General features: G+C 64.4%; 13 protein-coding genes. 5 read left to right on the top strand and 8 right to left on the bottom strand.

The genetic code is table 11. The features are described 5' to 3' along the window. Positions 1-29: 29 nt before the first annotated feature. Positions 30-1,865 (top strand): glycoside hydrolase family 2 protein, encoded by a 1,836-nt coding sequence (locus tag ACUYMZ_RS01465; RefSeq protein WP_481601863.1) that lies wholly within the window; start codon positions 30-32, stop codon positions 1,863-1,865. Positions 1,866-1,937: 72 nt separating this feature from the next. On the opposite strand, the gene ACUYMZ_RS01460 is transcribed toward ACUYMZ_RS01465, so the two are convergent. The 5 genes from ACUYMZ_RS01460 to ACUYMZ_RS01440 all read right to left on the bottom strand — a co-directional run bounded on the left by ACUYMZ_RS01460 (position 1,938) and on the right by ACUYMZ_RS01440 (position 4,869). Continuing rightward, positions 1,938-3,077 carry a baeRF2 domain-containing protein gene (locus tag ACUYMZ_RS01460; RefSeq protein WP_481601862.1) on the bottom strand — a complete coding sequence of 380 codons (1,140 nt, stop codon included), beginning with the start codon at positions 3,075-3,077 and terminating at the stop codon, positions 1,938-1,940. Continuing rightward, positions 3,070-3,282, bottom strand: coding sequence for a hypothetical protein (locus ACUYMZ_RS01455; RefSeq protein WP_481601861.1), 213 nt, complete (start codon positions 3,280-3,282; stop codon positions 3,070-3,072). The genes ACUYMZ_RS01460 and ACUYMZ_RS01455 overlap by 8 nt, the downstream gene beginning before the upstream one ends. Positions 3,283-3,327: 45 nt before the next feature. Next, entirely contained in the window at positions 3,328-3,606 is a 279-nt protein-coding gene (locus ACUYMZ_RS01450) for a hypothetical protein (protein ID WP_481601860.1), read from the bottom strand. Between the two features lie 196 nt (positions 3,607-3,802). Then, positions 3,803-4,582: a glycerophosphodiester phosphodiesterase family protein gene (locus ACUYMZ_RS01445; protein ID WP_481605792.1), complete on the bottom strand. Its 780-nt coding sequence runs from the start codon at positions 4,580-4,582 to the stop codon at positions 3,803-3,805. Between the two features lie 38 nt (positions 4,583-4,620). Continuing rightward, entirely contained in the window at positions 4,621-4,869 is a 249-nt protein-coding gene (locus ACUYMZ_RS01440) for a hypothetical protein (RefSeq protein ID WP_481601859.1), read from the bottom strand. A 139-nt stretch (positions 4,870-5,008) separates the two neighbouring features. Here ACUYMZ_RS01440 and ACUYMZ_RS01435 point away from each other — a divergent pair, with 139 nt between their 5' ends. Beyond that, positions 5,009-5,866: an SDR family oxidoreductase gene (locus ACUYMZ_RS01435; protein WP_481601858.1), complete on the top strand. Its 858-nt coding sequence runs from the start codon at positions 5,009-5,011 to the stop codon at positions 5,864-5,866. A 27-nt stretch (positions 5,867-5,893) separates the two neighbouring features. Here ACUYMZ_RS01435 and ACUYMZ_RS01430 read toward each other — a convergent pair whose 3' ends face one another. Then, positions 5,894-6,703 (bottom strand): HAD family hydrolase, encoded by an 810-nt coding sequence (locus tag ACUYMZ_RS01430; RefSeq protein ID WP_426007635.1) that lies wholly within the window; start codon positions 6,701-6,703, stop codon positions 5,894-5,896. Positions 6,704-6,786: 83 nt separating this feature from the next. Here ACUYMZ_RS01430 and ACUYMZ_RS01425 point away from each other — a divergent pair, with 83 nt between their 5' ends. After that, positions 6,787-7,842: a glutathione S-transferase family protein gene (locus ACUYMZ_RS01425; RefSeq protein WP_481601857.1), complete on the top strand. Its 1,056-nt coding sequence runs from the start codon at positions 6,787-6,789 to the stop codon at positions 7,840-7,842. A 4-nt stretch (positions 7,843-7,846) separates the two neighbouring features. Here the strand turns inward: ACUYMZ_RS01425 and ACUYMZ_RS01420 are convergent, their stop codons facing one another. Together ACUYMZ_RS01420 and ACUYMZ_RS01415 are read right to left on the bottom strand one after the other, a co-directional pair. Beyond that, the gene (locus tag ACUYMZ_RS01420) at positions 7,847-8,782 is read right to left on the bottom strand and encodes a carbohydrate kinase family protein (protein ID WP_481601856.1); all 936 of its coding nucleotides are present in this window, start codon (positions 8,780-8,782) and stop codon (positions 7,847-7,849) included. A 39-nt stretch (positions 8,783-8,821) separates the two neighbouring features. After that, positions 8,822-9,643 carry an alpha/beta hydrolase gene (locus ACUYMZ_RS01415; protein ID WP_426005086.1) on the bottom strand — a complete coding sequence of 274 codons (822 nt, stop codon included), beginning with the start codon at positions 9,641-9,643 and terminating at the stop codon, positions 8,822-8,824. A gap of 110 nt (positions 9,644-9,753) precedes the next feature. Here ACUYMZ_RS01415 and ACUYMZ_RS01410 point away from each other — a divergent pair, with 110 nt between their 5' ends. Continuing rightward, on the top strand, positions 9,754-10,860 hold the full coding sequence (locus ACUYMZ_RS01410) for a GTP pyrophosphokinase (protein WP_481601855.1): 1,107 nt from the start codon (positions 9,754-9,756) through the stop codon (positions 10,858-10,860). 6 nt (positions 10,861-10,866) lie between these two features. Further along, positions 10,867-12,363: a SulP family inorganic anion transporter gene (locus tag ACUYMZ_RS01405; protein ID WP_426005083.1), complete on the top strand. Its 1,497-nt coding sequence runs from the start codon at positions 10,867-10,869 to the stop codon at positions 12,361-12,363. Positions 12,364-12,540: the final 177 nt, after the last annotated feature.

Genomic DNA, 12,540 nt, shown 5'->3' with positions numbered 1-12,540 from the left:
TGAACCAATCCCGTTCCGAAGGAGTTATCTTGACCGAGCCCAAGACGAACCCGTCCCTTCCCAAGCCCGAACATCCGCGGCCGCAACTTTTCCGGGAGAACTGGCTCAACCTCAACGGCACCTGGGGTTTTGAGATCGACGCCGGGGACTCCGGCCTGGAACGGGGACTCCGGACGCGTGGGCTCACAGGAGAAATCCTTGTTCCCTTCGCCCCCGAATCCGTGCTGTCAGGCGTGGAGCACGTCGACTTCATGGAAGCAGTCTGGTACCGGCGGACAGTCACTGTTCCCCAGGAGTGGTCGGGACTGAAACCACTCCTGCATTTCGGCGCGGTGGACCACGACGCCACAGTCTGGGTCAACGGTGTTGAGGTTGCCCGGCACCGCGGCGGCTTCACGCCGTTCACCGCCGACCTCAGCGATGCCGTGGAGCCCGGCGCCGAAGCCGTCATCGTGGTGCGTGCCCGCGACTCCCGGCACGAAATGCAGGCGCGCGGCAAGCAAGCCACCTGGTACAACAACACGCACTGCCAGTACACCCGCACCACAGGAATCTGGCAGACGGTCTGGCTCGAGGCAGTGCCGGAGGTCCACATCAAGCGACTTCGGATGACGCCCAACCTGGCAGATTCCAGCCTGACCATCGAGATTCCGCTGTCGCAGAACCGCGCTGGTTACACAGTGACCGCCACCCTCAGCAGCAACGGCACAGAGGTGGCAGTGGCCCAGGCGCGGGCAGACCTTGACCTTTCCCCTTCCCTGCGGCTCGGCATCCCTGGGGATTCCCTGCGTCCCTGGTCACCGGAGGATCCGTTCCTTTACGACCTCGAGGTCCGCATCAGCGACCCGGACGGCCGTGTGGTGGACCAGGTCAGCAGCTACGCCGCTGTCCGCTCCGTAGCCTTGGATGGCAAGGTGGTGCGCATTAATGGGAAGGCGGTCTTCCAGCGGCTGGTCCTGGACCAGGGGTACTGGCCGGAGTCGCTGATGACCTCCCCGGACGACGCCGCCCTGGTCAAGGACATCGAGTTGGCCATGCAGGCCGGCTTCAACGGTGCCCGGCTGCACCAGAAGGTCTTCGAAGAGCGCTTCCTCTACCATGCAGACCGGCTCGGCTACTTCGTGTGGGGTGAGTTCGGGGACTGGGGTGTCTCCGGCGGCGGCACTGTCGGCCACAACCAGAAGCCCACCGCCAGCTTCGTGGCGCAATGGCTGGAGGTCCTCCAGCGCGACTACAACCACCCCAGCATCATCGGCTGGTGCCCGCTCAACGAGACCCACCAGCACCTCCACGATCGGATCACCGTCCTGGACGATGTCACCCACGCCATGTTCCTGGCCACCAAGCTCGCCGACCCCACGCGCCCCGTGATTGACTCCTCCGGCTACTCGCACCGGGTCCGGGAAACCGACATCTACGACTCCCACTCCTACGAGCAGGACCCGGTCAAGTTCAAGCTGCAGCAGGAAGGCCTCGCCGAAGGCAAACCCTTCCTCAACCGCGGACACGACGCCGTGGACTACTCCGTCCCCTACAACGGCCAGCCCTTCTTCGTCTCGGAGTTCGGCGGGATCTGGTGGAACGAGGCGGAGGCGAGGCAGGCCGCGGAAGCCGCGGGCACCGACGTCGAAAGCTCCTGGGGCTACGGCCAGCGGGTGGCCAGTGAGGAAGAGTTCTACGAACGGTTCGAAGGCCTCTGCGCGGTCCTGCTGGAGAACCCGGACATGTTTGGCTACTGCTACACGCAGCTGACGGACGTCTTCCAGGAGAAGAACGGCATCTACAACTTCGACCGGACCTCCAAGCTGGACCTTGCCAGGATCAGGGCCATCCAGGAGCGCCAGGCTGCGATCGAACGCGGCTAAGCTGCCAGCCGCTTACGCGCAGATGCCCGACGGCGGTACGCACCGCCGTCGGGCATCAAGCCTTGCTTGCCGCTAGCTTCCCGCAGGTACTTCCGGTCCTGTTGGCCAGCGCAGCAAGGCTGCCACGTTGACGCCATCAGGAAGCGCGCCTGAGGGAACCAGCTGAACCCGGGCATCGGTCAGAGCGGCAGCGCGCAACAGTGCTCCCGGAGCGGACACCTTGCCCACAACGTCCGCCGCCAACGACTCGGCCTCGGATGTTGCCACCCACGGCTCGGCACTTAAGGCCAGCAGGGTGTGATCGGCGAGCGCAGTGTCGTCGAGAATCAAATCGTCAACCTGGGCCTGCTGCAGCGCGTGAACCACGGAGCCCAGACCGGTGGCAGACTGCGGGTTGGCCTGGCCCTCCTGCTCGGCCAGCCGGTCCATGAGTTGCCGCTGTTCCTCGGCCCACTGCCGGGCAACCAGGGAGTTGACCTCGTCATCGAACTTTTCGCGGTCCGATCCTGCGGCGAGGGTGTGCGACTCAATGGTCGAAAGAACGGCTTTCGAGGCCTCTGCGAGCTGATCGGCCACCAACTGGCGGGCTCGGATGTCACCGGAGAGGATCACCAACCTGGCTTGGCGTTCCCGCACCAACTTGTCGACTTCCTCAGCCACCTGGTCGGCATTGCGACGCCAGACTTCTTCCGTGTGGCGCTGATAGCGGCCTTGTGACCAGCCGCCCACTGGCACCTTCTTGATGGAGTCGTCGTCGCCTTGGACGTGCTGGCTCGCCTCGACATCGGGAGCTCCGGCCTTGTAAAGGCGGATCTCACCCTCGTCACGGCTGGCCTCCACAACAACGTATGCGAAACCGTCGGGGTGGTGCTTCAACAGCGGCAGGAGATCCGGAACCTCGTCCATGGAGACCCGTTCGGGAACAACCAGCGCACCCGGAAGCACCTCGTTGAGCACCACTTCGCCGTTGCGCACCAGAACAAAACGGCTGACAGGCGACGGCTCTCCCTTGGCAGGTTGGATCGCTCCCTCCATGGCGTTGAGATCCTCCTTCGAGGCGCCCAAGCCTTCAAGAGTGTTCCGGACGTTGTCCGGCTGCACCTCCGCATTTTCCAGGCCATCCACGGTGCCTGTGCTCGCGTCGACGTAGGCAACGCACCAAGGTCCGGGCTCACGATAGAGGCCGGAGTACTTGGATAAGTTGTCAGTCATCCAGCCCACCCCCGGCTTCGCCTTTGCCGGCTCCAGGGTTCAGCGCGTCCTGGACTTCCTGGGGGTCTGTCTCGTCCGGGAAGGGTTCGGTCTCACGGCCTTCCTCGACGTGGGCGGGCTTGGTTCCCCGCACGATCCCCTCCGCCTCATGCTTCATCTGGTCGTCCAGTTCCGAGCCGTGCTTGGTATTTCCTCGTTCAGCCACGACACTCCTCCTTTTCACTTCGATGTTCCTGATATCGATTCGCGATCAGCGTTTGACGAGCTTGAAGAAGGTGCTGTCCTCGCCGCTCGCCTTCTTTGCCTGGTAGAGGAAGGCGAGTTTGCTCTCATCGAACTTCTCGAACCATTCGTCCCAGCTGATGTGCTCCAGGCTGTCTTCACCCGCACCGCCGGGGAAGTCGATGCGCAGGATGCCTGGATCATTTTTGTCGCCGGTTTTCTTGACGCTTGCCGGCTTGCCGTCGTTGCTTTCAACCCACTTGCGGATCTCGTCGTGGTCCGTGGTGGTGTGTGATTCCGAAGCCAAGGCGTGTTCCTTCCCTTCCCGATCGCCGGACACAGGTGCGGACACTGCTGCCGGCGAAGAATTATCCGGACACTTTCGACCCTAGCCCGGATCGGGTGGAAATAGAAAGGGTACTGACTATTTAACCCCGCCGAGTTGGCATTTAATGACAATGTTTGAGGCTGGGACTGTCGTTAAATGCCAACTCGCGGGGGGATCAGACCCACTCGCCTCGACGAACCAGCACTTCCTTGAGCAGATCCAGCCGGTCGGAGACAAGGCCGTCCACGCCCAGGTCCAGAAGCCGTTCCATCTCTGCGGGCTCGTTGATGGTCCACACATGCACCTGGAGGCCCGCTTTGTGGGCGCGGCGGACAAACCCGGAGGTCACCACAGGGAACCTGCCGTAGCGGGCAGGCACTTGGAAAACGTCGACGCCGGCAAGCAGCTTCCGGGTCAGCGCTGCGGGAAGGACCGGGCCAAGGAAAACGAACACGGCGGTCAGCGTGCTTCCGGCGGACGTGGCAACGCGCCGGCCGAGCCGCCGCAGCACAGCCCGGCGCCTGCGGTCCGAGAAGCTCGTGACCAGCACCCTGTCATGGATACCGTGCTTCCCGATGGCCTCGGCTACGGGCACCACCGAGTTCCAGTCCTTCACGTCCAGGTTCAAGCGCCCTTGCGGAAATGCAGCCACCAGCTCATCGAAGGTCGGCACGGGTTCCAGCCCCTTGATCCTGGCCTTGGCAACGTCCTCGGCCGTCAGCTCCGAGATCCGCCCGGCAGAATCGGTGACCCGGTCCAAGGATTCATCATGGAAAACGAGCAACACCCCATCAGAGGTGGTGTGGACGTCAGTTTCAAGGTGCACCGTCCCCAGCTCCACCGCAGCCCGAAACGCAGCCATCGAATTCTCCAGGCCATCCAGCGAGAACCCGCGGTGGGCGAAGGCCAGCGGGCCAACTGTGCCGTCTTTGCGGAGGAAGTATGGGAGCACCACACCGGTAGCGTATCGGAGCCGCACTCCCGGAGGGTCGCTCAGGAATCCTGCGGCACGATCGCCACGCCATCGCTGACGTGCACCAGCGTCCGGCCGCGACCGCCGTCGAGCTCCACCCAAACGGCAGTGGCGTCACCGGTGACGTCGTCCACCACGCCGTGCTCGGCGAAACCGGGAGCCAGCGTCAGGCTGACGCGGTCGCCCCGGCGCAGAGACCGCCAGTGGTGGTCCGGTTCGACGCGCCGCAGCGGCGCGTTGGTGAAGTCGTTGATCCGACGCTTTGCCATGGTTCCTCCTGCTGATCGAATGAGTCACAGAACACGATGCGAACGGGTCCGTGGCTGGAAGCCTACGTTTGCCAGTTGAACGCCGGTTGTATGGAAGCCGGGAGCCAGGTGACAGTTGCGGGACTGGCAAACTAAGGGCATGACTGTGTTGATTGCCGGCTGCGGCGACCTTGGAACCGAAGCCGGCCTGCGTTTTGTGGCGGCCGGTCATGACGTGATCGGGCTGCGGCGCTCTCCTGGCAAGCTCCCTGCCGCCATCCTCGGGATTGCAGCGGACCTGTCGAAGGGGGTTCCGGAGCTGCCTGGCGACGTGGACACGGTGGTGGTCTCGCTTGCCGCGGATGCGTCGACGGAGGAGGCGTACCGCGCAGCGTACGTGGACGGCCTGCAGAACGTGCTGGACGCCGTGGCGCGGCAGGACAACGGACCCCGGCGGATTATCTTTGTCTCCTCCACCGCCGTGTATGCGGACGCGGGCGGTGCCGTGGTGGACGAATCAACGCCCACCGAGCCCACGCGGTTCAGCGGAAAGATCCTGCTCGAAGCGGAGGACCTGTTGTTCGCGCGGGCACGTGAGGCCGGCTTCACCGCGGTGGCTCTGCGGTTGGGCGGCATTTACGGCCCGGGGCGGACCAGGCTGATCGACCAGGTCCGTTCGGGCAAGGCCGTCATCCCCGACCAGCCCAAGCACACCAACCGCATCCATCGGGACGACGCAGCCGCCGCGATCGTCCATCTGGCCACCATGGCCCAGGACCCCGAACCCGTATATGTTGGCGTGGATGACGAATCGGCTGAGTTGGGCGATGTCCTGAGGTTCCTCGCCGGGGAGCTGCGGCTTCCGGAACCGCAGGTGGGGCGGACGTCCGACGGCGGTGCAGGCGACAAGCGCTGTTCCAACCGGCGGCTCCGGTCCACCGGATTCACCTTCACCTACCCCAGCTACAAGGAGGGCTACCGGGCCATCCTGGCCGGGGAAGGCGCGCGGCACCCGTGATGGCGGGTCCGCGCTTGCGGACCTGGCTTAGACCTTCTGTTCCGTCAGCTTCGCTTCAAGGATCTGAGCCACGCCGTCGTCGTCGAAATGCGGCGCCTGCCGGCCCGCGGCAAGAATCGCCTCCGGGTGGCCGCTGGCCATCGCGTAGCCGTGGCCGGCCCAGCGCAGCATCTCAATGTCATTGGGCATGTCGCCGAAAGCCACCACGTCCGCGGCGCTGATGCCCAGCGATTCGGCGTAGGTGGCCAAGGTAACGGCTTTGTTGATCCCCGGCACGGACATCTCCAGCATGGCGGTCCGCGGCGCTGAGTGCGTGGTGGCCACCAAATGGGCCACGGCAGGTTGGACCTCAGCCAGGAACTCGTCCGGGGTGCCTTTTCGCGTAATGGCCAGGAACTTCACGACGGCGTCTTCCGCAGTCAACGTCCGGTCCAGCGGTGCGGGGGTGAACTCTGCGAGGAGCTCGCTGGTTTCGTTTTCGATGAAGCCGGGCTCGAGGTGGAATCCGGTCAGCGTTTCGGCCGCAAAGAGGGCGTCTGGACGGATCTTCTTGATGATGCGGCGCGCCTCGAACAGCGAGTCCAGGTCCAGCTCGGTAGACGACAGCGGCTTCTCCGTGGCCAGGTCCCACACCACGGCACCGTTTGAACAGATGACGATCCCGCTGTGACCCAGCTGCTCCTGCAACGGGTACAACCAGCGGGGCGGGCGGCCGGTGACGAACACAAGCTCCACTCCGGCGTCGCGGCAGTCCTGGAACGCCTTGATGGTCCTGGCGCTGATTTTTCCGTCATGGCCAAGGATGGTGCCGTCAATGTCACTTGCTACGAGCCGCATCATGTCAGTTTACGTGGGCGTTGGGCGGGCAAGGCCTCTGCAAGTGATAGCAGGTTCCGGAAAACACCACATAGTGTGGGTTCATGAGTGAGAAGACCAGGGAAGAGCACAGCACAAGGGGCGCATACGTAACCGGCGGCGAGTTCAACCGCGACACCAACTACATCGAAGACCGCATCACCCGCTCCGGACAGCCCGGACCGAACGGCGAACCGGGGTGGCCCGTGGAACCCGGGCGTTACAGGCTAATCGCCGCCCGGGCCTGCCCGTGGGCCAACCGTACCGTGATCGTCCGCAGGCTGTTGGGCCTTGAGGACGTCATCAGCCTCGGCCAGCCCGGACCCACCCACGACGCACGCTCCTGGACTTTCGACCTCGACCCGGACGGCAGGGATCCGGTCCTGGGCATCGAACGGTTGCAGGAAGCCTTCTTCAAGCGCTTCCCTGACTACCCGCGCGGCATCACGGTTCCGGCAATCGTGGATGTTCCCAGCGGGGCCGTGGTCACCAACAACTTCCCGCAGATCACGCTGGACTTCTCCACTGAGTGGACCGAATTCCACAGGCCCGGGGCGCCGGACCTGTATCCGGAACACCTGCGCCAGGAAATCGATGAGGTGAACAAGCGCGTCTTCACGGAGGTCAACAACGGGGTGTACCGCTGTGGTTTTGCCGGCTCCCAGGAGGCCTACGACGCCGCGTACCACCGGCTGTGGACCGCCATGGATTGGCTGGAAGAACGCCTGTCCAACCAGCGCTACCTGGTGGGCGACACCATCACAGAGGCCGACGTGCGGCTCTTCACCACTCTTGCCCGCTTCGACGCGGTCTATCACGGGCATTTCAAGTGCAATCGCAACAAGCTTGCGGAGATGCCCGCCCTGTGGGCCTATGCCCGGGACTTGTTCCAGACCCCCGGTTTCGGCGACACGATCGACTTCGTGCAGATCAAGCAGCACTACTACATCGTGCATGAGGACATCAATCCCACCCGGATCGTCCCGGCCGGCCCGGACCTCTCGGGCTGGCTGACCCCGCACGGACGGGAATCCCTGGGCGGAAGGCCGTTCGGCGAGGGCACTCCGCCGGGTCCGGTGAAAGCAGGCGAGGAAGTCACGGCCGGCCACGGAGCCGGGTAGCCCTCTAGGACGGACCGTGGTTAAGTTCCGCGCGGGTGGGCGGGTTTGCCCCGGCGCGGGACACGGTGACCGCTGCTGCCTTTGCGGCGTGTTCCATGATCGCGGCCAGGGTCTCGGCCGGCATGGCGCGCAGTTCGTCACGGTTTTGCGCGCCCACCAGGCCCCGGTCCACCAGGGCGGACAGTAGTCCTGCCATGAACGAATCCCCGGCACCCACGGTATCCACCACGTCCACCGACGGCGCAGGGACTTGCGTCTCCCCCGCCGCTGTGATGCCCCACGGCCCCCGTGCACCCCGCGTCACCACCACCATCGCAGGGCCTTCCGTCCCGCCCAGCGACAGCCAGCGCCGGGCCGACTCCAGGGGATCAACCTCCGGATACAGGAACGCCAGGTCCTCATCCGAGGCCTTGACGATGTCCGCCAGCGCGACGAACCTTTCGGCCTGCGTCCGCGCATGGTCGCGGTCCGCGATGAGGCTGGGGCGGCAATTGGGATCGAAGCTGATGGTGCTGTTCGGATGGGCATGCTCGACGGCGGCAAGCACCGCTGCGGCGCCCGGCTCCAAGGCCGTGGCAACCGACCCTGTGTGCAGCAGGGTGCCTCCCTGCAGCATGAGGGGCAACCGTTGGCCCAGGTCAGGCAGCTCCCAGGTGAGGTCGAACGTGTAGGTGGCGGCGCCGTCGTCGTCAATCAACGCAGTGGCCACGCTGGTTGGCTTGCTGTCCGGCGGAAGCGGAACCATGACCGAGCTGGAACGCAGGTGCGCCGCCACCGAATCTCCGTAGGCGTCCTGTCCGTAGCGGCCGATGAACTGCACCGGGTGGTCCAGCCGCGCCAAACCGACCGCAACGTTCAGCGGACTGCCGCCGACATGTGCCTCGATACCGCTGGGGCGTTGAACGACATCGACAAGGGCTTCACCAATCACAGTCAGCATGGGTCAACTCTGCCAGAGGCGTCCTGACTGGACCAGCGGTCAGGACAGCAACCGCTGCACCAGTTCCCGGCACTTCTTATAGGCCACGGCCTTGGGATCGATCAGGTCGAAGTGGTCACCGGGAACGCGAAGCAGCTGGGCAGCGCCGCCGGATGCGTTGCTCGCAGCGACATAGGCCTCTGACTGGCTGGCCGGAACGTCCTCGTCTTCGGTGGCGTGCACGGCGAAAACGGGAATTTCCAAGGGCAACGACGTCATGGGGTCGGCGTACTTGTGGCGCTTGGGGTAGCGGCCTGAATCGCCGCCCATCAGGTTGCAGACCGCGCCGTTGCTGAGGTTGAGGCGCTCTGCCGCGGCGAGGTTCAGCAGCCCGGACTGGCTGACCACGCCGGTGAGCCGCACGGCCTTTTCTTCCGGTCCCCGCACCAGCTGCCTGTCGGCGTCGGGCGTTCCAAGGGACGAGAGGCGGTGCCGTCCGGCCGCCCACACGGCCAGATGGCCGCCGGCAGAGTGGCCCAGGGCCACCACCTTGCCCAGCTGGAGGTCATGGTTGCCGGCGATCTCGGACAGATGGTCGATGCCGGCCAGGATGTCTTCGAAAGTATGGGGCCAGCCGCCGCCGTTTCCCGCCCTGCGGTATTCGAGGTTCCAGGCGGTGATGCCGTGCGCTGCGAGGTCCCGGGCAAGGGGCTCACCCAGCTCTGCGCCGTACTGCGAGCGCCAATAGCCGCCATGGATCACCACGGCCACGCCGCCTGCGATCGTCGACGGACCGCGATGGTTTCCGTTGCTTGGTTCAGGTATGAAGAGTTCGCCCCACTGACTGGGGTGTTCGCCGTAGCTGTACTTGTGCCGCAACATTGCGCCCTCCTTTGTACCGAGCCTATCGCGAGGATTCGGAACTTTGGGTAGATACACCCCGACGGCGGGTGGCCGGGCCCAGTGTCGGGGCTGCGCCGTAAGCTGGGGGCATGGCAAGCAATTGGGACAGGCTGGACCCTGAACAGCGGGAGGCCGTACAGGCAAACGTGGAGCTTTACGAGCGCGTGCGCCCCTCGTTGAAGCGGATTACACGCGATGTCCTGCTGACCCTTCGCGGCATCTTGAAGGAAGCCGAGGTCACGCCGTTGTTCGTCACGGGGCGGACCAAAACCGTGGAATCGTTCCGCGAGAAGATCTCCCGGACGGATGACCCGCTGGAGCCCGGGGGCCCGCGGGTCCTGAAGTTCCCGGACCCGTTCCGGACGCTGAACGACATGGTGGGCATCCGTGTCATCACCAAGTTGCCGGCGGACAATGCGGCAGTTGCCAACATCATCAAGCGCCAGCGGCACCTCTTTGATTGCCGCGGGGACCGTGAGAAGGACATTGGCTCCATTGAATCCGGGACGTACGGATACTCGAGCCGGCACTTGATCCTGCGGACCCTCCAGAACGAGACCGTCAAGGAGTACCAGCAGGTCTTCAACCCGGACCTTCCGGCCAACGGCAGCTACTTTTTCGAATGCCAGATCCGTACGGTCTTCGCCCACGCCTGGAGCGAGATCGAGCACGATATCCGTTTCAAGGCTGACGATCCCCGCGCGTGGACTCCGCAGTTCGACAGGCAGTTCACGGCCACGGCGGCAATGCTTGAAACGGTGGAGAGTGCCTTCGCTGACCTTCACGAGCGGTATGAGGAAGTCCGCGGGTTCTGGGACCTGGAGGGCGAGGGCGCTTCGCCCCTGACCCCCAACCGTGTGCGCGACGTCTGGCGTACCCTCCTGCCCCACGTTGACCGTAAAGTGGATGACGACTGGGGATGGGCGGCCGAACTCCTGGCAGCCCACGGACTGACCAAGACCGTGGAACTTGCCGGACTGCTCAGCGCCAACCGGATCACCGAGGTCCGCAAGGCACTGGACCACCGCTACTCCCCCGGCCCGGACCGCCTCCTGGACGACCTCCTGCTGTGGCAGTACGGAACCGAACACATCGATCTCACCGCTGAGGCGCCCGACGTCGTTCCGCACCCGCGGCGCGACAGTCTCCTGCGGCGTCTGAAGCAGATTGAGCGTTACCGCCAGACTGCACTTTAAGGACCCATGACCCCCGAGCAACTCATGTCACTGCGGGCGACCTTCCGCTCGCCCCGCCGCCTTCTGACGGAATCCCTGGCAGGACTCGTGGTGGCCCTGGCGCTCATCCCCGAGGCCATCGCGTTCTCGGTGATCGCCGGAGTGGATCCGCGGATCGGGTTGTTCGCTTCCTTCACCATGGGAGTGGTCACGGCCCTGGTGGGTGGGCGTCCCGCCATGATTTCCGCGGCCACAGGTGCCGTGGCCCTGGTGATCGCACCGGTCATGAAAGAGCACGGCCTCGACTACCTGATCGCCACCATTATCCTCGCCGGCGTTTTCCAGATCATTCTCGCGGTCCTCGGGGTCACCCGGCTCATGAGGTTCATTCCCCGTTCGGTCATGATCGGATTCGTCAATGCGCTGGCCATCCTGGTGTTCATGTCCCAGATGCCGGAGCTCTTCAACGTGCCCTGGATGGTCTATCCCCTCGTTGCCGTGGGCTTGGCCATGGTGTTCCTCCTGCCGCGCTTGACCAAGGCCGTTCCGGCTCCGTTGGTGGCAATTGTGCTCATCACGCTGGTGACGGCACTGGGTGGCATAGATGTTCCCACCGTGAGCGACAAGGGCGAGCTCCCGGACAGCCTGCCCGGGTTCTTCCTGCCCAACGTGCCGCTGAACCTGGAGACGTTCCGGATCATCGCACCCTTCGCCTTGTCCATGGCCCTCGTGGGGCTGTTGGAGTCCCTCATGACTGCCAAGCTGGTGGATGACATCACGGACACTCGTTCCAACAAGACCCGGGTCTCCTGGGGTCAGGGTGCGGCGAACATCATCACGGGGTTCCTGGGCGGTCTGGGCGGTTGCGCAGTGATCGGCCAGACCATGATCAACGTCAAGGGCTCGGGTGCGCGGAGCCGCCTCTCCACGTTCCTGGCCGGTGTCTTCCTGCTGATCCTCGTGGTGGCCCTCGGCGACATCGTGGGCATGATTCCCATGGCAGCCCTGGTGGCCGTGATGATCTTCGTTTCGCTCATAACCTTCGACTGGCACTCCATCCGCCCCTCCACGCTTCGGCGGTTGCCAAAGTCCGAGACCGCCGTCATGCTCCTGACTGTTGCCGCTGTGGTGGCGACGCACAACCTGGCGGTGGGTGTCGGCGTCGGGGTTTTGGCCGCAATGGTGCTGTTCGCCCGCCGGGTAGCCCACTTCGCCACCGTGGAGCGCACTGAACTGAAGCTCAATGGGGAGACGGTAGCTACCTACGTTGTGGATGGAGAGCTTTTCTTCGCTTCCTCCAACGATCTTTACACCCAGTTCGATTACGCAAAGGATTCCTCGGAAGGCATAGATCGTGTGGTGATCGACCTCCATGCCTCGCATCTGTGGGACGCGTCAACTATCGCCGTCTTGGACTCCGTGACGGAAAAGTACCGGAACCACGGGCGAGAGGTGGAGCTCATCGGGCTGAACGAGGCGAGCATCAGGATGCGCGAGCGCCTGGCCGGCAAACTGAACCCCTGACCCCAACCCCACCCAACCCAACCCCCACCCAACTAGGTCGCATTTGTGCGCGTTTTGAGCGTTCTAAACGCGCACAAATGCGACCCAGTTGGGTGCTGGGGATGACGGATGTCTGACATATACCGCCGGACGGATGTAACGAAAGTAGTTCCGTTTGAGGCCCGGGTGTCAGCATGG

This window comes from Arthrobacter sp. T572 (assembly GCF_056780115.1).
This window is presented reverse-complemented; position numbering and strand designations above follow the sequence as displayed.